The following is a 21,019-nucleotide window of genomic DNA, read 5'->3' on the forward strand; positions in this document are numbered from 1 at the left end:
TCCTTTGAATAGTTGTGTCAGGATTGTAATCTTGCTATTGAGAAAAGCAACCGCCTTGCGCGTGCGTTTCAACTTGCATCCATGGGCATTTCCAGCGATACTGTATATAACTACAGTATCCCGCCGCGAGGTGTCCTTGACCACATCTGCCTCCCCCTTTCCCGAGCCACCCGCAGCCCGCCGCTGGATAGCGCATCTGGACATGGACGCCTTCTTTGCCTCCGTGGAACTGTTGAAATATCCGGAATTGCGCGGCGAAGCCGTCGTCATCGGCGGTGGGCGTCTGCAGCAGCCCGTGCTGCAGGAAGACGGCACGCGGCAATTTGCGCGCATGCGCGACTACGTGGGGCGCGGCGTCGTCACCACGTCGACGTATGCGGCGCGCGTGTTCGGCGTGTTTTCCGCCATGGGCATCATGAAGGCGGCCAAGCTGGCGCCCGACAGCATCCTGCTGCCGGCCGATTTCGAGGCCTACCGCGACTATTCAGCCCGCTTCAAGCAGGCCGTGGCCCAGTTGTGCCCCATCATCCAGAACGTGGGCATCGATGAAATCTATGTTGATCTCACCGAATACGGCGAGCAGGCGCCGGCCATGGCGGCGCGCCTGAAGGCGGCCGTGTTCGAAGCGACGGGCCTGTCGTGCTCGATCGGCCTGGCACCCAACAAATTGCTGGCGAAAATCTGTTCCGACCTGGAAAAACCGGACGGCCTGACCATCCTGAACCCGGAGGATATTGAAACGCGCGTGTGGCCCTTGCCGGCGAAAAAGATCAATGGCATCGGCCCGAAAGCAACGGCCAAGCTGGAAGCCTTGGGTATTGTCACCATTGGCGAACTGGCCCGGGCCGACATGGCCATGCTGCGCACGCAGTTCGGCGACCTGTACACGGGCTGGCTGCGCCAGGCGGCGCTGGGCATCGATGATAGGCCTGTGCAGACGAGCCGGGAAACCAAGTCCGTCAGCCGTGAAACGACGTTCGAGCGCGACTTGCAGGTGGTGCGCGACCGCGCCACCCTGTCGGAAAAGCTGGAAAGCCTGTGCACGCGCGTGGCGGGCGACCTCGACAAGCAATCGCTGGCGGGGCGCACGGTGGGCATCAAGCTGCGCTTCGAGGATTTCAGCACCGTCACGCGCGACATCACCCTGCCCAGCGCCACGGCGGATGCCGCCGCCATCCTGCGCGCCAGCCGCGATTGCTTGCGGCGCGTGCCATTTGACAAGAAAATCCGCCTGCTGGGCGTGCGCATCTCGACCTTGTCCGACCCGGCCCTCGTGACGCGGCAGGCGCCGGCCCAGGCGGAGCTGTTTCCCGCCCTGTAGCGGCATTCCCCACGCAGCAACAACACCGCGCCAGTCCGCGCTTTTGACGGCATTCCCGTGTCGAAAGTGTAGAATGGCGTTCCCCTGGCACTACTGAAACAAACGGAAGACAAAAACTATGTGGTTCAAGAATCTTCAGATTTACCGCCTGCCCGCACCGTGGGCTTACACGCCAGAACAACTGGAAGAGGCGCTGTCCTCGAACAAATTTACGCCGGCGACCAGCATGGATCTGATGCGCCAGGGCTGGGATACGCCACGCCCGAACGGCGGCCTGGTCCACGTGGTCAACAAACAGATGCTGATCCTGCTGGGCACGGAAAAGAAACTGCTGCCAGCGACCGTCATCAACCAGGTGGCCAAGGCCCGCGCCGCCGAGATGGAAGAAGCGCAAGGCTTTGCGCCTGGTAAAAAGGCCATGAAGGAATTGAAGGAACGCGTGGCCGACGAGCTGCTGCCGCGCGCCTTCAGCATCCGCAGCAACGTCTGGACGTGGATCGACCCCGTCAATGGCTGGCTGGTGGTCGATGCCGCCAGCCCGGCGAAAGCCGATGAAGTCATCAAGCTGCTGTTGAAAGCCGTCGACAAACTGCCGCTGGAAAGCCTGCGCGTGCAGCGCTCGCCCGTGGCGGTGATGACGGAATGGCTGCAGGCGGACGACGCGCCTGCCGGCTTCACGGTCGACATGGATACGGAATTGCGCGCCACGGGCGAAAGCAAGGCCACCGTGCGCTACGTGCGCCACACCCTGGAAGCGGACGACGTGCGCCGCCACATCGCGGCCGGCAAGCAGTGCACGCGCCTGGCCATGACGTGGAACGACAAGATCTCGTTCGTGCTGACGGAGTCGCTGGCCATCAAGAGCGTCAAGCCGCTCGACGTGATCAAGGAAACGGAATCGAGCACGAAGAACGACGAAGAGCGTTTCGACGGCGACGTGATGCTGATGACGGGCGAGCTGAGCAAGCTGATGGCCGACGTGGTCGAAGCATTGGGCGGCGAAGCGACGGCGTAACAGCCGTCATGCCGGTACAAAAAAGGAGCTGCGGCTCCTTTTTTTCGTCTGCGCAATATGTCGCGCCATAAAAAAAGCGCCTTGCACGGTGAAGTGCAAGGCGCTTTCGGACAAGCTAATTCACAACGTCACATTAGAACTTGTAGTTGCCGGTGATGTAGAACGAACGCATCATTGGATCGGCGTAGCGTGGGTCGAAACCAACCTGGTGGCCCGACGAAGCGCGCAGCGACAGCGGTGGTGCACGGTCGAACAGGTTTTTGATGCCTGCGCGGATCGTGGTTTGCTTGTCAAAGGCGAAACGTGCTTGCCAGTCGAACGTGGTGTACGACGGTACTTGCAGGCGGAAGTTTTTCTCTTCCTGCTGGGTCGCCAGGTTGTACACGGTAGCGGCTGCATCGGTGTAGCCGTTACGGTAGTTGACCGTTACCGTGTTGCTCAGGCGGCCCGTATCCAGGGTCGTCGTCAGCTTCATCAGGTTGCGGAACGTGACTTCGTTGGTGTCGCCGAAGAAGTTCATGTTGCTGGTGTAGATATTATCGCTACCGGCTTTGGTGTAGTTGGCGTGCAACATGTGCGTACCGCTCAATTGGGCGGTCAGCTTGCCGAAGGAGAACTTGTGGTTGGCCGACAGATCCCAGTCGATACCACGGTATTCCTTCTTGCCGATGTTGACCGACAGTTTCTTGAACGAGTAGTAGGTGATGCCGGTCGATGGCTCGGTATAAGTTCCGAAGCTCGACGCATACTTGATCGGATCGGCAAATGCTTGCTCTTCGGAAACTTCCGACACGGCATTGCGCAGTTTCACATCCCACAGGTCGGCGCCGAACGAGAAGGCCGAGCTAGGTTCGACACGGAAGCCCAGGGTGAACTGTTTCGACTTTTCCGATTGCAGATCCGGATTGCCTTGCGACACGGCGTTGTATTGCGTTGCTTCCGCGCGGCACAGTGCGTTGCCTGGGTATGGGCAATCAAATTTCTTGGCGGTAAAGCCGGCATTGACCAGTGGCTGAGCAATTTCCAGCATGCTTGGCGCCTTGAAGCCCGTGCCGTAGGAACCGCGGATCAGCACGGTCTGTACTGGCTGCCAGCGTGCCGATACCTTGTAGGTATTGGCGCTGTCTTTTTTGCCGACAGTTTTGTTGTTCAGCTTGTCGTCGATCGCCTTGACAGCGTCGTGACGGCCACCAACGGTCATTTCGAACGACTTGGTCAACGGTGCCAGCAACTCGACGAACGCGCCGTAGGTGTCGCGGCTCATGTCGTAGGCGGCCTTGGTGTTGAAGTTGTAGATATCGTCACCGGTGGCATTGCTGCCTGGCGATTGCTCATAGGTATAGGTGCGGTAGTCGCCACCGATACCGAGGCTGGCTTTGCCGCCTGGCAGGCTGAACAATTCACGCGAGCCGTGCGTGTCGACGCCGCGCATCGTGGTCGATGCGGTACGCACGGAGCCAACGAACTGCGCGCCAGCGATTTGCGCTTGCACCGATGGTTTTTGCGTCACTGCAAACGGGTTGAAGTCCGGATTGGCGAGGATGTTCTTGAATTCCTGGCTCTTCTGGTAACCGCCCGTGTAGCGCTCGTCGATCGAGTTTTGCGACCAGGTCAGGCCGCTTTCGAAGTTCCACGCGCCCAGTTCGCCTTCCACACCAACGACCATGTGTTTGGTTTCGGTGATGGTGTTGCTGGCGCGCAGACCAAAGTCGGTGCTGCGGTAGTTGGCGGTGATCGACTTGACGTCGGCACGTTGCGCTGGCGTCAGGTACGGCGATACATAGGTGTTGTACAGCGGGCTGCCCTTGGCGATCGAAATCGGGATCGGATTGGCGGCGATACGCGCCGTCAGGTCGTAGCGCGAGTAGGCCAGTTCGGCGAACGCGTTCAGGTTGTCGTTCAGCTTGTACGTAGCTTTGGAGAACAGGCTGTCACGTTTCGATTGCGGTACGACTTCCACGGTGGAGCCCGTGTCGAAGCCGCAAGCGCGCGCATTGCTGGTCGTCTTGTAGGAGTCTTCAGGGCACTTGCCATTCATCGCCAGGTAAGGCGTAAAGGCTGTCGATTTAGCACCGCTATTGTAGGCAACAGTGGCGCCTGCTGGCGAAGCCGAGGTGCTGGTGCGGTCCCACACGTAGTTGTTGCCGTTGCGGCTGAATGGCACATACGAGGTAGCGGCGAAATCGCGGTCGGTGGCGCGCAGTTTCGATTGCTCGTCGTGGCGGTACGACAGCAGCACGTTGAAACGGTCTTCGTCCAGGTCGCCGAAACCGTAGGTGACGCTGGTATTCCAGGCGTTGCCGCCTTTGTCTTCCGGACCGCCATAAGTGGCTTCCAGAGTAGCGCCTTGCTGGTTTTTCTTCAGGATGAAGTTCAGTACGCCGGCGATGGCGTCCGAGCCGTACAGGGCCGAAGCGCCGTCGGTCAGGATCTCGACGCGCTCAACGGCGCTCATCGGGATGGCGTTCAGGTTGACCGTGGTGCCGGAGCCTTGTGGTGCGATGCGGCGGCCGTTCAGCAGTACCAGGGTGTAGGACTCGCCGATACCGTGCAGCGATGCACTGGTATTGCCGCCCGAGTCGGAACCGGCAGCAACTGCGCCGATGGTGAAGCCTTGCATGGCTGGCAGGGCCTGGATCAGGTCGGCTACCGAAGTGGCGCCCGATTTGGCGATCGCTTCTTGCGACAGGCGCTGTACAGGCAGTGCGCCTTCGACAGCGATACGCTTGATACTCGAACCGGTAATTTCAACTTTTTGAATTGCTTCGTCCGCCATGGATTGGCCGGAGAACAAGACGCTACCTGCCAGGACGGTCAGGGCCAGGCGTACGCTGCGTACGCCAATTTTTTCTTTAAATGCCATTGTAACAATTACTCCGTAGTAGTTTTAATAACGACAAGCGGCACACGAGCACCGATATAGCCATCGGGTAGATGGTCTGCGGTGCTCGTGTACGGTAGGCGGAACCACGTCGGTGGGAGGTGGAAGACTACTTGGTGCAATATTGTTATAAATGCACTTTTGACTTGTCGAGGCAAACATTATGTCGTCTCAGCAAGAAAAAATGCACCTCAACCGTGTCGTATTTGGCAATAAATTCGAGATACTGAAGAATATTTGATTTAAATGTTAAATATAAATTTTATATTTATAAATATCTACGTTTTTAAAAATGATCAATGGCGTTTTTTTGCAACATAAAATTATTGTATTGGCAATTCGATGTTTTACCAGCAATAATTAGACGAAAAATGTTGTATTGCGGAATTTATGCAAAGTAAAAAAATGTAAAAAAGCCCGCTGAAAGCGGGCTGGTGGAATTGTGACAGAGTGTCAGTCAGAGCGTTAGTCGTTCTGCTTGTGCGCCCTGTCCCGCCATCGGCTTACAAGGGCTGGAACACGCCGGCGGCGCGGTTCTTTTGCACATTGTCCCAGGCGAAGATCTGGCCGTTCATGGCCACATACACGCCGGCTGGCAAGGTTTGCGCCACGCCGCAGGCAAAGCCCAGGTTGAACAGGGCATCGGAGTTGTCGATTTCGTAGGGAATCATGGCGCCCGTCAAAATCACCGTTTGCTGCAGGTTCGCCGCGCCCAGCACTTGCGCCGTTTCGCGCATGGTGTCGGTGCCGTGGATGATGACGATGGCTTTCTCGTGCGCCGCGCGGCACGAAGCGAGCACGCGCTGGCGGTCCGCATCCTGCATGTCGAGCGAGTCGAGCAGTGGCAATTGCTCCAGCGCCACGGGCGCCGTCATGCGCGCGCGGGCAATCGCTGCCGGCAAATGACTGTCGGAAAAGCCCAGGGTACCGTTCAATTCGTTGTAGTGCTTGTCGAAAGTGCCGCCGGTGGCGAGTATGCGCAATGTCATGATGTGGTCACGATGTCAGTGGAGAATGACGCGCATGATATCGTGGATTGATGCCCTTGCGTGAATGGCGCTGCGGATGGGGCAGCGTGCTTGCCGCCTGCGCTTGCGCCGCATCTGGAAAATTTGGCCATCTGTGAGTACACTGGTTTCTTTGTTTGCCTGCCCCCGACTCCGTATGAAAGCGCTCGCTCCCGGCACCGTCATTTTTCACCGCCACCGCGGTTACGGGGTGATCACGTCCGTCAATTTGCTGACGGGCTGGATCGCCGCCCGTTTCGGCAGCGAAGCGCGGACCCTGGACCTGAACCTGTCGACCGATGACGTGCAGTTTGCCGATGGCGAAGCGATCCTGTTTCGCCGCGCGCCGCCGGACCGGATGCCGCACGCGCGCCTGATGGCCATGGTGCGCGAGCTGCACCAGGCCGGCTATCAAAAGCTGTATCTGTATGCCTGGCCCAAGCCGTCCGGCTTGCACTGGCGCTGGCATTTGTTTACGGGGCCGCGCGACTGGATGCAGCGGCCCTGGCGCGAAGGCTGGTATGGCTCGGGCGCCGATTACAACGTCAACCCCGTGATGGGCTGGGGCGATTCCCCGGGCGCCACCACTGGCGAGCTGATCGATGCCCTGGCCCGCTTCGACCCGCAGGGGCTGGCGCAGGCGCTGGGCCGCGACGACGACCATAGCGACTGGTTTGGCCGCGTCTGCGACGCTTTATTGCCCAATTACATGTACAGCCTGGATATGCAGCGCACCGCAGGCGAGCCCTTGCAAGACATGCCGCCCGTGCCGGTCGTGGCCGTGCGCGCTGGCGTGGCGCCGTACAGTGGGCCGGACATCGCCTGGCCGCCCGGCTGGGCCGGCCTGTGGCGGGGCCGGCACGTGCTGCCCGCGCGCGCCATCGGCATCACGGGCGAGCCGGACTTGCTGAAGGGTTTTCAGCGTTCCTGAGGGCTTTGCCGCGCATGTTGCAACACCTCGGGATTGAGCAGGCGCGTGCATTGGCCCTGCGTAAAATCGACGATGTTTTGCAAGGCGTAGCGAAAATACAGTTCATAGCTGTCACGCTCGACGTAGCCCAGGTGCGGCGTGGCCAGCACGTTCGGTAGCAGCAGCAATGGCGAGCCTGGCGGCAGCGGCTCGTCCGTAAACACGTCCAGCGCGGCGGCGCCCGGGCGCCCCATCTGAAGCGCCGCTTCCAGCGCGCCATCGGCCACCAGCTCGGCACGGCTGGTGTTGACGAACAGCGAAGCCGGCTTCATGCGCGCCAGGTCCTCGCTCGTTACCAGGCCGCGCGTCTTGTCGGACAGGCGCAAGTGCAAGCTCAGCACGTCGGCCTGCTCGAAGAAGGCCTCGCGCGACTCTGCCGCCGTATCGCCGGCCGCCACGGCCGCCGCGCGGCTCGCTTCGCTGCTCCACACGAGGATGCTCATGCCGAAAGCGCGGCCATAGCCGGCGATCAATTGCCCGATCTTGCCGTAGCCCCAGATCGCCAGGGTGCGTCCTTTCAATACCGTACCGAGCGTGTTGCGTGCCGGTTCCAGCGCCGACGTCTGCCACAGCCCTTCTTGTAAATGTTGCGCGTACGGCACGATCTTGCGCTGCGCCGCCATGATCAGCGCCCATGTCAGTTCGGCCGGCGCCGTAGGCGAGCCGATGCCTTCCGCAATGGCGATGCCCAGCTCGGTGGCGGCCGCCACATCGATGTGGCCGCTGACCTTGCCCGTTTGTGAAATCAGTTTCAGATTCGGCAGTTTCGACAGCAAAGCCCGGTTGAAACTGCTGCGTTCTCGGATCAGTACCAGCGCGTCGAACGGTGCCAGGCGGATCGCCAGCTGGCCCAGTCCCCGCGCCGTATTGCTGAACACTTTGACCTCGTGGCCGTCGAGCAACTGGTAACAATCGAGGCCGCGCACGGCATCCTGGTAATCATCGAGTATGGCAATTTTCATGGTGGATGGCCGATTTTAGTGAGGATTTGGTAGGGAAATAACAGGATACGGGAAATGCTGAATAGCCTACTACATTAGTCAAGCTATTCTCCTACATTTTTGCGAGAATAGACGTTAGGCGGGTGTACAATCGCCGGCACTTTTGAAGCTTCCTGATTATAGTGATAGCGCAAACTGTTCCTGCAGCCCGGGAGCATGATCCAGCTAAATGCCGCCGGCGCGAGTGCCGCGGCTGACACGACACCAGAGCCCTGCCCGCGTGAATACGCCGCCCGCAGTGAGCCGCAGCCACCTCTCAACGATGCTGCCTGTCTTGCCGGAACGACCAGAATTTCTTTTATTGGTATTGGAGGTAATATGAATCAGCCCGTCATGGGTGGCGTCGCCGCACTCAACGTCCCAGCTTATATTAAACAACAGAAACTGATCAACTGGGTGGCAGACATTGCCGCGCTGACCAAGCCAGACCGCATCTACTGGTGCGATGGTTCGCAAGAAGAGTACGAGCGCCTGTGCGCCGAAATGGTTGCCAGCGGCACCATGAAAAAACTCAATGCCGAAAAGCGCCCGAATTCCTACCTGGCCTGCTCCGACCCGAGCGACGTGGCCCGCGTCGAAGACCGCACGTATATTTGCTCGGCAACGAAAGAAGCGGCCGGCCCGACGAATAACTGGACCGAGCCTGGCGAAATGCGCCACACCCTGAACGGCCTGTTCGATGGCTGCATGCGCGGCCGCACCATGTATGTCGTGCCATTCTCGATGGGTCCGCTGGGCTCGCCAATCGCGCACATCGGCGTGGAACTGTCCGATTCGCCGTATGTCGCCGTCAACATGAAGATCATGACCCGCATGGGCCGTGCCGTGTACGACGTGCTGGGTACCGATGGCGCATTCGTGCCGTGCGTGCACAGCGTGGGCGCACCGCTGGCTGCGGGCCAGGCCGACGTGAAATGGCCGTGCAACAGCACCAAGTACATCGTGCATTTCCCGGAAACGCGTGAAATCTGGTCCTTCGGTTCGGGCTACGGCGGCAACGCCTTGCTGGGCAAGAAATGTTTCGCCCTGCGCATCGCCTCGAACATGGGCTACCAGGAAGCGCAAGCATCGGACAATAATCCGGGCTGGCTGGCCGAACACATGCTGATCCTTGGCGTGGAATCGCCGGAAGGCAAGAAGCATTATGTCGCGGCAGCGTTCCCATCGGCTTGCGGCAAGACCAACTTCGCCATGCTGATCCCGCCGGCAAGTTTTAACGGCTGGAAAGTGACCACCATCGGCGACGATATCGCCTGGATCAAGCCAGGTGCCGATGGTCGTTTGTATGCGATCAACCCGGAAGCGGGCTACTTCGGCGTGGCGCCAGGCACCAACGAAAAAACCAATTACAACTGCATGGCGTCCATGCGCGACAACACGATTTTCACCAACGTGGCGTTGACAGACGACGGCGATGTCTGGTGGGAAGGCTTGACCAAGGAAGCACCTAGCCATTTGATCGACTGGCAGGGCAAGGACTGGACGCCGGCGTCCGGTACCAAGGCGGCGCACCCGAACGCGCGCTTCACGGTGGCGGCAACGCAAAACCCCGTGATCGACTCGGCCTGGGACGATCCGGCCGGCGTGCCGATCTCGGCCTTCATCTTCGGCGGCCGCCGCTCGACCACCGTGCCGCTGGTCACCGAAGCGCGCAACTGGGTCGAAGGCGTCTACATGGCGGCCACCATGGGCTCGGAAACGACGGCCGCGGCCGTGGGCCAGATGGGCGTCGTGCGCCGCGATCCATTTGCCATGTTGCCGTTTATCGGCTATAACATGAGCGATTACTTCCAGCACTGGCTGGACATGGGCGTCAAGGTGGGCAAGGTCAACCCCGCTGCCCTGCCGAAGATCTACTGCGTCAACTGGTTCCGTACGGACGAGGCTGGCAAGTTCGTCTGGCCTGGCTTTGGCGACAACATGCGCGTGCTGAAATGGATGTTGGAGCGTATCGAAGGCAAGGCCGGCGGTGTGGAAAACCTGTTCGGCACGACGCCGCAGTATGGCGACCTGAACTGGGATGGCCTGCCATTCACGCAGCAACAGTTCGACACCATCACCTCGATCGACAAGGCCGCGTGGGTTGAAGAGTTGAAATTGCATACGCAGTTGTTTGAAAAACTCGCGTATCATCTGCCGCAGGAATTGGCAGATAACAAGGCTGCGCTGGAAAAGCGGCTGAGTGCATAACTAAGTTAGCGTAAAGCGGCATCTGACAAGCGTAGCGAGCGGCAGTGATTTGTGGCTAAGAAGCGCAACCGTGCTGAAGCACGGTGAGCATCGCAGGCCGCAAAGCGCGCCGCGCAGTAGCTTGTCAGGTGTTGAGAGTTGTAGTGGGGGAGAAACACGCCAGCAAAGACTGGCGTGAGATAAATGACACGCCGGCAATGACTGGGGTGCTATCAAAAAGAGAAACGGCGCGGATTGCATGAGCAATCCGCGCCGTTTTTTATTGCGCTGCCGTCGTTATTGCTTGAGCAGCGGCCCCAGGTATTTACCCGTCACGCTGGCCGGGTTCAGTGACACGTCTTCCGGCGTGCCCGTGGCGATGATCTGGCCGCCGCCAGCCCCACCTTCCGGGCCCAGGTCGACGATCCAGTCGGCCGTCTTGATGACGTCGAGGTTGTGCTCGATGATCACCAAAGTGTTGCCCTGGTCGCGCAGGCGGTGGATGACTTTCAGCAGCAAGTCGATATCGTGGAAGTGCAAGCCCGTCGTCGGTTCATCGAGGATGTACAGGGTGCGGCCCGTGTCGCGCTTGGACAATTCCAGCGACAGTTTCACGCGCTGCGCTTCGCCGCCGGACAGGGTCGTGGCGCTCTGGCCCAGCTTGATGTAGCCGAGGCCCACGTCGAGCAGGGTTTGCAGCTTGCGCGCGATCAAGGGGACGGGCTTGAAGAATTCATGCGCCTCTTCCACCGTCATGCCCAGCACTTCCGTGATGTTCTTGCCCTTGTATTGCACTTCCAGCGTTTCTCGGTTGTAGCGCTTGCCGTGGCACACGTCGCACGGGACATAGACGTCAGGCAAGAAATGCATCTCGACCTTGATCACGCCATCGCCCTGGCACGCTTCGCAGCGTCCGCCCTTGACGTTGAACGAGAAGCGGCCCGCGCTGTACCCGCGTTCCTTGGCCGTCGGCACCGTGGAGAACAAATCGCGGATCGGCGTAAACAAGCCCGTGTACGTGGCGGGGTTCGAGCGCGGCGTGCGGCCGATCGGCGCCTGGTCGACGGAAATGACCTTGTCGAAGTGTTCCAGGCCGCTGATCGACTCGTGCGGCGCCGGTTCTGTCTGCGAACCATACAAATGGCGCGACAGGGCCGGATACAGAGTATCGTTGACCAGCGACGATTTGCCTGAACCGGACACGCCCGTCACGCATGTCATCAAGCCCACAGGCAAGCTCAGCGACACCTTTTTCAGGTTGTTGCCCGTCGCGCCAGTAATGACCAGCTGCTTTTCCGGATTGCTGGCGTGGCGCTTGGCCGGCACGGCGATTTTCAGCTTGCCGTTCAGGTATTGCGCCGTCAGCGATTTCTTGTTCTTGAGAATGTCTTGCAAGGTGCCTTCGGCGATGATTTCGCCGCCGTGCACGCCCGCGCCGACGCCCATGTCGACGATGTAGTCGGCCGTGCGGATGGCGTCCTCGTCATGCTCGACCACCAGCACGCTGTTGCCGATGTCGCGCAAGTGTTTCAAGGTTTCGATCAGGCGGTCATTGTCGCGCTGGTGCAAGCCGATCGACGGTTCATCGAGCACATACATGACGCCCGTCAAACCGGAGCCGATTTGCGACGCCAGGCGGATGCGTTGTGCTTCGCCGCCGGAGAGCGTGTCGGCGCTGCGGTCCAGCGACAGGTAGTCGAGGCCCACATTGTTGAGGAATTTCAGGCGTGAAATGATTTCCTTGACCACGCGGTCGGCGATCTCTTTCTTGGCGCCCGTCAGTTTCAGCTTTTCAAAGAATTCCAGGGTCTCGCGCAGCGGTTTTCCCGCCACTTCATAGATGGCGCGCTGCTGCTTGCCCGTGCCGACCTTGACGAAGCGCGCTTCCACGCGCAGGCGTGCGCCATCGCATGAGGGGCAGCATTTCTCATTGATGAACTTGGCCAATTCTTCCTTGACGGCCATCGAATCCGTCTCGCGGTAGCGGCGTTGCAGATTGTTGACCACGCCTTCGAACGTGTGTTCCTTGATGACGGTGCGGCCCCGTTCGTTGACATAGGTAAATGGAATCACTTGCTTGCCGGAACCGTACAACACGGCTTGCTGTGAATTCAAGTCCAGCTGCTCGAACGGCATGTCCAAGTCGAACTCGTAATACGCGGCCAGGTTCGACAGCATCTGGAAGTAAAACTGGTTGCGGCGGTCCCAGCCCTTGACGGCGCCCGAGGCAAGCGACAGGTTCGGGAACGCGACGATGCGTTTCGGGTCAAAGAACTCAATGTGTCCCAGGCCGTCGCATTCCGGGCAGGCGCCCATGGGGTTGTTGAACGAGAACAGACGCGGTTCCAGTTCCTGCAGGGAATAGCCACACACATTGCAGGCGAACTTGTTGGAATACACGTGCTCCTGGGCGGTATCCATTTCGTAGGCAATGGCGCGGCCGTCGGCCAGGCGCAGGGCTGTTTCGAAACTTTCCGCCAGGCGTTGCTTGATCTCCTGGTTCACCTTGACCCGGTCGATGACGACGTCGATCGTGTGTTTTTCCGTTTTCTTCAGTTTCGGGAGATCATCGACTTCATAGATCTTGGCCGCATGCGTGCCGCTCTGTACGCGAAAGCGCACGAAGCCCTGCGCCTGCATCTGCTCGAACAGGTCCACATGTTCGCCCTTTCGGTTGGCGACGACGGGCGCAAGTATCATCAGCTTGGTGTCTTCCGGCATGGCCAGCACGGCATCGACCATTTGCGACACGGATTGCGCGGCCAGCGCGTTTTCCGGATGGTCGGGGCAGTACGGCGTGCCCACGCGCGCATACAGCAGGCGCAGATAATCATGGATTTCCGTCACGGTGCCCACGGTCGAGCGCGGATTGTGCGACGTTGCCTTCTGTTCGATGGAGATGGCCGGCGATAGGCCTTCGATCAGGTCGACATCGGGCTTTTCCATCAACTGCAAAAACTGGCGTGCATAGGCCGACAGTGACTCGACATAGCGGCGCTGGCCTTCCGCGTACAAGGTGTCGAAGGCCAGCGACGACTTGCCGGAGCCGGACAAGCCGGTAATCACGATCAGCTTATTGCGCGGCAAATCGAGATTGATATTCTTGAGGTTATGCGTGCGAGCGCCGCGAATGCGGATCTGTTCCATGTGATTGCCTTGCTTTCAGTGAGTGGTGCGGCCGGCGCATTGTGCCTGGGTGCGGATGAGGAGCCACAACGGGTCAACCTGTAACTATAGCCGGGTTTTGCTCTGCATGCCTGAGGCGTCCATGGGCGGATTGCGCCGCCGGGCGAACGTGCCCTGACAAAGTTTGATGCAGATGCGTACTGACGTTTGAATACTGTATATAATACCAGTATTCAAGTTTCTTGTTTTCACCTGCCGTGAAAAAAACGTGCCGCCGCACGGGAGAGGGCGTCCGCCAGAAAGCGGGTGCTTTGCGCCGCGTGGTCGCTTATAATCCTCGTTTAGTACACTAAACTAACGCGCGGGACACCGGCTCCCGCTGCAGTTCATCAGGAGTTATTCATGGCATCAGTCAACAAAGTCATCATCGTCGGCAATCTGGGCCGTGACCCGGAAATCCGCTACATGCCTAGCGGCGACGCGATCGCCAACATCGCCGTGGCCACTTCGTACAAATCGAAGGACCGCAACACGGGCGAACAAAAAGAATTGACAGAGTGGCACCGTATCTCGTTCTTCGGCCGTCTGGCGGAAATCGTCGGCCAATACCTGAAAAAAGGCTCGTCCGTCTACGTCGAAGGCCGTCTGCAAACCCGTAAATACACGGACAAGGACGGCGTCGAGAAGTACGCAACCGACATCATCGCGGAACAGATGCAAATGCTGGGCGGCCGTTCCGGCATGGGCGGCGACGCCGGCGGTGGCGATGACAGCTACGGTGGTGGCGGTGGCGGCGGCTACGACGCCCCGGCCCCGCGCCAGGCGCCAGCCCCGCGTCCAGCTCCGGCACCACGTCCGGCACCGAAGCCAGCACCGAACTTCTCGGATATGGATGACGATATTCCGTTCTAAATCTGAACATGTCTTTTTGATTGATTAAAACCTGTTCTCTGAAAAGAGAACAGGTTTTTTTATTTTCATGTAAATTATAAAATGGATATTTACGAGAACATTGTTATCGGGAACTTTTTATATGGACTTGGACTTGCAATGGGTAGTACTAGCCATTCCAAGAAATTACCACTCTCAGTAAACTTACTGCAACAAACACCGCTTGACCGAGGTGCTGGTGATGTACTGGTACAGGGGGCTTGTGTAATGCGGTTACTTGAATTTAAACGCTCGAATAATGATGATGAAAAAGAAGAAGGTAAACTTATTCATTTGCAGCGCTCATTGTCAAATTCAAAAAATTCTGATCTGATCCCAGTATCGCGTGAGGTGCACTGGTTTGTAAGATCGAGAAGTGAGTATGGGAAGTTGGAACTGCAAATTTCTCCTTACCTTGATTTTAAGGAAATGCTTGAATCTCAAATGACTTTGGGGAATTTTATTGGCGAAATGATCACGGACGCTGCCAGTGCCACTGATGAAAGATCTGCTATATTCTCACGATATTTAAGAGTGGTTGCTGAAAGCCAAGGATCTATTAAGGGATCATCTGGCGGATTAATTGTTTCTGTTGATGATGGCGGATTAGTAAATTACGTCGTTGTAGAGGATTTACGCGAGATAGGATTGAAATTGGATAAGCTACAGGAAATCTATCGTATACGACAACTTGAGCGCCAACAACAATATGAAAAACAGTGGACTCGCAGCCTCCCAGGTATCGAAAGGGATGGGTATTCTCGATGAATAAATACAATCAAGATGAAGATATAAGTATCGTCGTTGGAACACTACTCGAGATGGCGATACGCGACCAGAAAGCTGTTCAGAGAGCAGTAGATAGGTTGATTAACACAGAGCATAGCGTCGAGACTGCCGCGACCCAGCTTCCAGCAAAGGTGGCCCGTGAAGTGACATCAGCTATACAGGAAGCCATCTATAAAGCGGCTGACGTTCTGGTGCGGCGTTTTGATGCGGCAAATATAGATGCGAAACGTGCCTCGGCGGCATATCAAGAAGCAGCAACGTTCGGCTTTTGGCGCATGATTGCTGGAGCCTTGGCCATTACGAGCATCGGTATGGCGGCTATTGTATTTGCAGCATGGTTGGCCATGCCGAATATCAGCGAACTTCGGTCATTGAGAGACGAAAAGGCCGACCTTGAGGGCCAGCTCGCCTTACTGGAAAAGCGAGGTGCAAAAATCGATTACACCATGTGTGAACTGGGGAAAGGTGGGAGAAAGGCTCGTCTATGCGCTCGAATTGATCCCAACTTTGAAAGTGTTTGGGATGGCTACCGCATTCTTGCAGAGAAACATCGATGATTTACAGAATTTGTTCCTAGTGCTGTATTACGTCTGAACGGGGCCTCCATTAGGCAGCCGTTGTTATTTTGTCCTTGAGTATACTCGTAAGCTAAGGGGCGACGATACATCCTTGTGGTTTTTAGAATAATTTACACCTAAAAAATGCAATGCCGGTAGCCTTCGAGGATATTTCGCAGACTTAATCGCGCAAGCCCATCTCCAGACTGTAGCTGGCCACCGCATTCCTGCGCGCCGCGTTGCGCATCAGGTAAACCTGTACCGTGTACTCGCCATCGGCCGGAAGTTTTGCCTGGTAGCTGTTGCCGCCGGATGAACCGATGAACAGGGCTTCATCCTGGCCTGGCTGGCGGATGTTGAAGTAATTCGACGGTTGGTTGGTCTTCAGCTTGAGGCTGAGGGTCTGGCCGGCCTTGCCTGTCACCGTGTATTCGGCCGTGGCGTAGCCCTTGATCTTGCCTTTCACGCTGTGCACGGTTTTTCCTGCCGTCAGTTCCACTGTTTCCTTGTGGACCGGGTCGGCGCTCCAGGCGGGCATGGTGAAAACGAGGGCTGCCAGCAGCAGGCTGGCGCGAATGGGCAGATGGCGACGCGGCATGGGGACTTCCTCTTGAACGTGGTGCCAGCGCGCTCGCCGGCGATGCTGTCCATGTTACGCCAGATGCCGCGATTGGCCAGTACGGCAGCGCTCGTATAGCGTGTGCCGGTGCGTTTTTTCCTCCTTTCTTGACCTGTGCGCTTTTTCCGGGCGCGCACGTTTCAATACGCGGAAAAAGACGAAATTCAGGTAGGCTGAAGCGTCTCTTCTCACTACTCTGAAAGGAACGCAGCATGGGTATTTCCGGAAAAGTCGCGCTCGTCACGGGGGCCGCGCAAGGTATCGGCAAGGCGATCGCCTTGCGCCTGGCCAAGGATGGCGCCGATATCGCGCTGGTGGATCTGAACCAGGAAAAGCTGGACACGGCCGCCGCTGAAGTGCGCGCGCTGGGACGCCGCGCCGTCACCTTCATTGCCGACGTGTCGCAGCTCGCTCAGGTCACCGAAGCGGTGGCGTTTGCCGAGCAGGAGCTGGGCGGCTTCGACATCATCGTCAACAACGCCGGTATCGCACAAGTGCAGCCGCTGCTCGACGTGACGCCGGAAGAGGTCGACCGCATCATGCGCATCAATGTGCAAGGGACGCTCTGGGGCATCCAGGCGGCCGCCAAGACCTTCAAGAAGCGCAAGCAGAAAGGCAAGATCATCAATGCCTGCTCCATCGCCGGTCATGACGGTTTTGCCTTGCTGGGCGTGTACTCGGCCACCAAGTTTGCCGTGCGCGCGCTGACGCAGGCGGCGGCCAAGGAACTGGCGGCCGACGGCATCACCGTCAACGCGTATTGCCCTGGCGTCGTCGGCACGGACATGTGGACCGAGATCGACAAGCGCATGGCTGAAGTGACGGGCGCCGAGCTGGGCGCGACGTATAAAAAATATGTGGACGGCATCGCACTGGGGCGCGCCGAGACGCCGGACGACGTGGCAGGGCTCGTCTCCTTCCTGGCGGGGCCCGATGCCGATTACATGACGGGCCAGGCGCCGCTGATCGACGGGGGATTGGTGTACCGCTGATGGCGTGATTGGGGGGGCTGGCGGGGAATCGGCGTCCCCGTCAGACCCCCATCGATTAATTCACGCTGACTTCCTTGCGGTTGTCGCGCGGAACCCTGTCGATCATCTTGTTGTACGGATCGACGCCCACTTCAAACGGTTTGTCCTTCACCGTCATCGTCACCACGGGGTCGCTGCCCGACAACACGCGCTTGTCGGTGAACAGGACTTTTTCATCTTTTTCCTTGCCGCCCGCCGGGCGCGCGAAGATGGCGATTTCCACCGGCTCGTCGTAGGCGCGTGGGCTTTCCTTGCCCTTGCCGTCGGACTCCAGTTTGGCCAAGTGCAATTGCATGGTGACATCCCACTGACCGTCCTTGCGCTGCACGGCGCTCGCTTGCGTGACGCGGTTGTCGTAGAAGACGATTTTCTCGAACAGGTCCGTGATCAGCGCCTGCTTGTCCTGCGGCGCTTCGGCGCGGATGTAGGCCAGCAGTTCCGACGACGTGGTGAACGGCGCCTGCTGGTAGCCCTTGTCCTGCAGATAGCGTTTCAGCGCACGGTTCAGCGCTTCCTCGCCGATTTCATCGCGCAGGCGGTAGAACACCAGGCTGCCCTTGTTGTAGTGGATATATTGCTGTCCCTCCACGCGCGCCAGCGGCAGTTCCTCGATGGCTTCGCCGCCGCGCCCGCTCAGGTAGCGGTCAAGTTCATAGCGCAGGAAGCGGCGCATCTTGTCGCGCCCGTATTCCTTTTCCATCACCATCAGGGCCGAGTATTGCGCCAAGGACTCCATCAGCATGGTGGCGCCCTGCACGTTGGCGCCGATCACCTGGTGGCCCCACCACTGGTGCGCCATTTCATGCGCCGTGACGTAGAACACGTAGTCGATGTCATCCTTGTCGCGCAGGTCGGCGATGAAGCCGATGCCTTCCGAATACGGAATCGTATTGGCAAACGACTGCGCGAAGCTCTGGTAGCCGGGGAATTCCAGGATGCGCACCTGCTTGTGCTGGTAGGGCGTGAACTCGGTGGTGTAATAGTCGAGCGACTTTTGCACAGAGGTAATCATGCGCTGCGTATTGTAGCCATGCTTTTTATCGAAATAAACTTCGATCGGCAAGCCTTTCCACGCGTCTTTCTTGACTTCCCAGCGCGCCGACAGATAGGCGAAGAACGGCATCATCGGCTGGTCCATCTTGTAGCGGTAATAGCGGCGGCCATCCTTTTCCCAGCTCTTCTGCAGGTAGCCGGGCGCCAGGGCGGTCTGCTCGCCGCTGGTGGACACCGTCGTGTCGAAATGGATCCAGTCCGCCTCGCCGCCAAAGACCGTATTGCCATAGGCGGAGGAGTCTTCCAGCTTGGCCATGCGCTGCGGTTCGCCCAGGCCCCGCTTGCGGCGCTCGTTGCGGTCCGTCAGCTCCATTTCCTTGGCATAGCCGAAGTGCGGGAAATACGCCTGGTTGTTAAAGAAACTGCCGTTCAGGTTGACCTGGTCCGGCGCGCCGCTGTTGGTAAAGCCCGCATGCGTGACGGCCACCGTGAAGTCGAGCGGCAGGGTGGCGCCGGGCGCCACGGGACGGGCCAGCTTGAGGATGCTGAAGCCCAGTTCCTTGTCGTCCAGCGCCACCTTGTGTTCAGGCAAGTTCAACCAGTGCGTGTCCAGGTCCGGATTGAGTTGGATGCGCAAGGTGTCGAGCGGCTGCTGCGTCTTGTTTTGCAGCACATAGTGGCCCTTGATCAAGACTTTGCGTTGCTCGGGATAGATATCCACGTCGGCCTGGATATCGGTGATCTTCAGTTGCGGCAAGTCCTTGTACTGTTTGTACAATTTCTCGTAGCGTGCCTGCTTGTCCATGCTGACATTCGCCGTTTCGTACTGGTTCAGCACATTCGTGTTGTAGAAGATCCAGCCGCCCGTGCCGGCCCAGCACAGCAGTACCAATACCAGCGCGGCACCCGTACGGCCCTGCAGGCGCTGGCGCGCCAGGCGCACGCGCGCACGCCAGTCGGCGGACAGGCCGCGCACCCAGAATGCCTGCGCCAGCATGACGAGGGCCACCGTGAACAGGCTCCAGTACAGCGCGAACCAGGACCAGCCGGCCAGGAAGTGGCCATAGCCGTTCATGTCCGAATACTTGATGGCCGGCATGCCGCCGAAGGCGTACAGATTGTGTTCGAAGTGCAGCATGCCCAGCACCATTTGCGCCACCATCAGCAGGATCACCAGCAGGTAGCCGATGAACTTGTTATTTGACAGCACTTGCAGGGTGAGGGCGCACAAGGCCATCAGCACGAAGAAGAGGGCGCCCAGCAGGGTGCCTTTCAGGTACAGCCCCAGTTCCACGGGCGCGCCGCCCTTGTAGAGCTGGAAACCGATGGCCGCGATGACGCCCACCAGCAGGTAACCGGCGATGACGCCGACCAGGGCCGTGCATTTGGCCAGCAGGGGTACCCAGTTGGGCACGGGCATGGCATCGCTGACGTCGGCGATGCGGGCTTGCCGCTCCTTGAAGATCAGTTCGCCCGCATAGAAGGTGACGATGATGATCAGCATGAAGCTGAAGCTGTTGTTGATATTTTGCAGCATCAAATGCGTCATCGGATACACGGCCGTGCCGTACATGTTCTTGCCGATACTCGCCCCGGCGACCAGGTTGATTACGGCGAACAGCAGCATGACGAGGAAGGGCACGCTCTTGAACACGCCGACGGCGTCGAAGCGCAGGATTTGCCACCACTGGCGCCAGGCTGTCGCGCCCGTAAAGGTGGGGATGCTGCGCGGCAGGTGCGGCGGCGCCGCCACGGCCGGCGCGGTGGCCTCTGCCTTGTGTTTGCCGAACAGGCGCTTGCCCGTGCCCGTGCGCTGCGGCTTGAACAGGATCACGGTGGCGGCGAACAGTATCACCGTGATGGCCAGCCACAGCAAGCGGTTGGCCAGCAGGAAGCCGGAAAATGGCGGCAGGCCCGCGTTCGCTTCGGCGGACGTGAAGTAGCGCGTCATGCGGCCGAACGCGCGCATGCCGAACGGGTCGAGCAGGACGGCGATCCATTCGTTGTTGATGTCGCGCGTAAAGGCGCCGGCCATGCCCCACAGCACGAAAAAGCCCAGCACGCCCACGTAGACGAGCAACATCGAGCGCGTCGTGGCCGCCAGCAGCATCAGCAGGGCGCCGATGAAGAGCAGGTTCGGGATCACCATCACGCCGAAGCTCCACGCGTACGCATGCAGCGAGAACGCGCCCACGCGCTGCGGGTCGACCCAAGGCATGAGAGGGCCGAGCATGATGGCCAGGGCGATGGCGGCAAAGATCACCAGGCAGGCGACGAAGCCGGCGGCGAAGCGGCCGAACAGGTAATCCCACTTGCGCATGGGCGTGGCGAACAGCATGTCGGCCATGCCCACTTCGCTGTCGCGCAGCACGGCGCCGGCGATGAAGATGGTGATGAGCAGCATAGACAGCAGGCTGAACATCGTCAGCAGCTGCGCCACCACGGTGGGCGCATTGCGGTTGATGTTGCCGATGGCGCCGCCGACCTGGATCGAATCGCTGCTGCTGGCGCCAAACGCCATCAAGGCGAGGATGACGGCAAATATCCACAGCAGCGGCTGTTTCAGCTGATAGCCGAGGTCAAACTTGAAAAATTCCTTCCACATGGCGG

General features: G+C 59.0%; 14 protein-coding genes. 8 read left to right on the forward strand and 6 right to left on the reverse strand.

The window, feature by feature from the left end; genetic code table 11:
* Positions 1–136 precede the first annotated feature (136 nt).
* Positions 137–1,321: a DNA polymerase IV gene (gene dinB, locus AC54AG_RS26025; protein ID WP_442907318.1), complete on the forward strand. Its 1,185-nt coding sequence runs from the start codon at positions 137–139 to the stop codon at positions 1,319–1,321.
* A 118-nt stretch (positions 1,322–1,439) separates the two neighbouring features.
* A complete protein-coding gene (locus AC54AG_RS26030; protein ID WP_034754435.1) occupies positions 1,440–2,336 on the forward strand; it encodes a recombination-associated protein RdgC in 897 nt (298 codons plus the stop codon).
* 133 nt (positions 2,337–2,469) lie between these two features.
* On the opposite strand, the gene AC54AG_RS26035 is transcribed toward AC54AG_RS26030, so the two are convergent.
* Positions 2,470–5,199 carry a TonB-dependent receptor gene (locus tag AC54AG_RS26035; protein WP_034754433.1) on the reverse strand — a complete coding sequence of 910 codons (2,730 nt, stop codon included), beginning with the start codon at positions 5,197–5,199 and terminating at the stop codon, positions 2,470–2,472.
* A gap of 521 nt (positions 5,200–5,720) precedes the next feature.
* The gene (locus AC54AG_RS26040; protein WP_034754431.1) at positions 5,721–6,206 is read right to left on the reverse strand and encodes an asparaginase domain-containing protein; all 486 of its coding nucleotides are present in this window, start codon (positions 6,204–6,206) and stop codon (positions 5,721–5,723) included.
* A 175-nt stretch (positions 6,207–6,381) separates the two neighbouring features.
* Here AC54AG_RS26040 and AC54AG_RS26045 point away from each other — a divergent pair, with 175 nt between their 5' ends.
* Positions 6,382–7,155, forward strand: a complete 774-nt coding sequence (locus AC54AG_RS26045) for an L-asparaginase (RefSeq protein WP_496632194.1) — start codon at positions 6,382–6,384, stop codon at positions 7,153–7,155.
* Here the strand turns inward: AC54AG_RS26045 and AC54AG_RS26050 are convergent.
* Positions 7,143–8,156, reverse strand: coding sequence for a D-2-hydroxyacid dehydrogenase family protein (locus tag AC54AG_RS26050; RefSeq protein WP_496632196.1), 1,014 nt, complete (start codon positions 8,154–8,156; stop codon positions 7,143–7,145). The genes AC54AG_RS26045 and AC54AG_RS26050 overlap by 13 nt on opposite strands.
* Positions 8,157–8,513: 357 nt before the next feature.
* Between AC54AG_RS26050 and AC54AG_RS26055 the strand changes: the two genes are divergently transcribed.
* A complete protein-coding gene (locus AC54AG_RS26055; RefSeq protein WP_496632198.1) occupies positions 8,514–10,385 on the forward strand; it encodes a phosphoenolpyruvate carboxykinase (GTP) in 1,872 nt (623 codons plus the stop codon).
* Between the two features lie 276 nt (positions 10,386–10,661).
* Here AC54AG_RS26055 and uvrA read toward each other — a convergent pair whose 3' ends face one another.
* On the reverse strand, positions 10,662–13,511 hold the full coding sequence (gene uvrA, locus AC54AG_RS26060) for an excinuclease ABC subunit UvrA (RefSeq protein WP_496632200.1): 2,850 nt from the start codon (positions 13,509–13,511) through the stop codon (positions 10,662–10,664).
* A 381-nt stretch (positions 13,512–13,892) separates the two neighbouring features.
* Here uvrA and ssb point away from each other — a divergent pair, with 381 nt between their 5' ends.
* The 3 genes from ssb to AC54AG_RS26075 all read left to right on the forward strand — a co-directional run bounded on the left by ssb (position 13,893) and on the right by AC54AG_RS26075 (position 15,766).
* Complete coding sequence (gene ssb, locus AC54AG_RS26065; RefSeq protein WP_496632202.1) at positions 13,893–14,402, forward strand: single-stranded DNA-binding protein; 510 nt, start codon at positions 13,893–13,895, stop codon at positions 14,400–14,402.
* 81 nt (positions 14,403–14,483) lie between these two features.
* Positions 14,484–15,188: a hypothetical protein gene (locus tag AC54AG_RS26070; protein ID WP_496632204.1), complete on the forward strand. Its 705-nt coding sequence runs from the start codon at positions 14,484–14,486 to the stop codon at positions 15,186–15,188.
* Positions 15,185–15,766 carry a hypothetical protein gene (locus AC54AG_RS26075; protein WP_496632206.1) on the forward strand — a complete coding sequence of 194 codons (582 nt, stop codon included), beginning with the start codon at positions 15,185–15,187 and terminating at the stop codon, positions 15,764–15,766. The genes AC54AG_RS26070 and AC54AG_RS26075 overlap by 4 nt, the downstream gene beginning before the upstream one ends.
* Before the next feature lie 181 nt (positions 15,767–15,947).
* Here the strand turns inward: AC54AG_RS26075 and AC54AG_RS26080 are convergent, their stop codons facing one another.
* A complete protein-coding gene (locus AC54AG_RS26080) occupies positions 15,948–16,364 on the reverse strand; it encodes a hypothetical protein (protein WP_496632208.1) in 417 nt (138 codons plus the stop codon).
* 233 nt (positions 16,365–16,597) lie between these two features.
* On the opposite strand from AC54AG_RS26080, the gene AC54AG_RS26085 reads away from it, so the two are divergent.
* The gene (locus AC54AG_RS26085) at positions 16,598–17,377 is read left to right on the forward strand and encodes an acetoin reductase (RefSeq protein ID WP_034754412.1); all 780 of its coding nucleotides are present in this window, start codon (positions 16,598–16,600) and stop codon (positions 17,375–17,377) included.
* A 55-nt stretch (positions 17,378–17,432) separates the two neighbouring features.
* On the opposite strand, the gene AC54AG_RS26090 is transcribed toward AC54AG_RS26085, so the two are convergent.
* The gene (locus tag AC54AG_RS26090) at positions 17,433–21,014 is read right to left on the reverse strand and encodes an ABC transporter permease/M1 family aminopeptidase (RefSeq protein WP_496632210.1); all 3,582 of its coding nucleotides are present in this window, start codon (positions 21,012–21,014) and stop codon (positions 17,433–17,435) included.
* Positions 21,015–21,019 lie beyond the last annotated feature (5 nt).

Source organism: Janthinobacterium sp. BCJ23, from assembly GCF_059617945.1.

Coding starts and splice junctions, on each gene's coding strand:
- AC54AG_RS26030 (WP_034754435.1), top strand. CDS start 1,440: ATGTGGTTCAAGAATCTTCAGATTTACCGCCTGCCCGCACCGTGGGCT.
- AC54AG_RS26035 (WP_034754433.1), bottom strand. CDS start 5,199: ATGGCATTTAAAGAAAAAATTGGCGTACGCAGCGTACGCCTGGCCCTG.
- AC54AG_RS26040 (WP_034754431.1), bottom strand. CDS start 6,206: ATGACATTGCGCATACTCGCCACCGGCGGCACTTTCGACAAGCACTAC.
- AC54AG_RS26045 (WP_496632194.1), top strand. CDS start 6,382: ATGAAAGCGCTCGCTCCCGGCACCGTCATTTTTCACCGCCACCGCGGT.
- AC54AG_RS26050 (WP_496632196.1), bottom strand. CDS start 8,156: ATGAAAATTGCCATACTCGATGATTACCAGGATGCCGTGCGCGGCCTC.
- AC54AG_RS26055 (WP_496632198.1), top strand. CDS start 8,514: ATGAATCAGCCCGTCATGGGTGGCGTCGCCGCACTCAACGTCCCAGCT.
- uvrA (WP_496632200.1), bottom strand. CDS start 13,511: ATGGAACAGATCCGCATTCGCGGCGCTCGCACGCATAACCTCAAGAAT.
- ssb (WP_496632202.1), top strand. CDS start 13,893: ATGGCATCAGTCAACAAAGTCATCATCGTCGGCAATCTGGGCCGTGAC.
- AC54AG_RS26070 (WP_496632204.1), top strand. CDS start 14,484: ATGGATATTTACGAGAACATTGTTATCGGGAACTTTTTATATGGACTT.
- AC54AG_RS26075 (WP_496632206.1), top strand. CDS start 15,185: ATGAATAAATACAATCAAGATGAAGATATAAGTATCGTCGTTGGAACA.
- AC54AG_RS26080 (WP_496632208.1), bottom strand. CDS start 16,364: ATGCCGCGTCGCCATCTGCCCATTCGCGCCAGCCTGCTGCTGGCAGCC.
- AC54AG_RS26085 (WP_034754412.1), top strand. CDS start 16,598: ATGGGTATTTCCGGAAAAGTCGCGCTCGTCACGGGGGCCGCGCAAGGT.
- AC54AG_RS26090 (WP_496632210.1), bottom strand. CDS start 21,014: ATGTGGAAGGAATTTTTCAAGTTTGACCTCGGCTATCAGCTGAAACAG.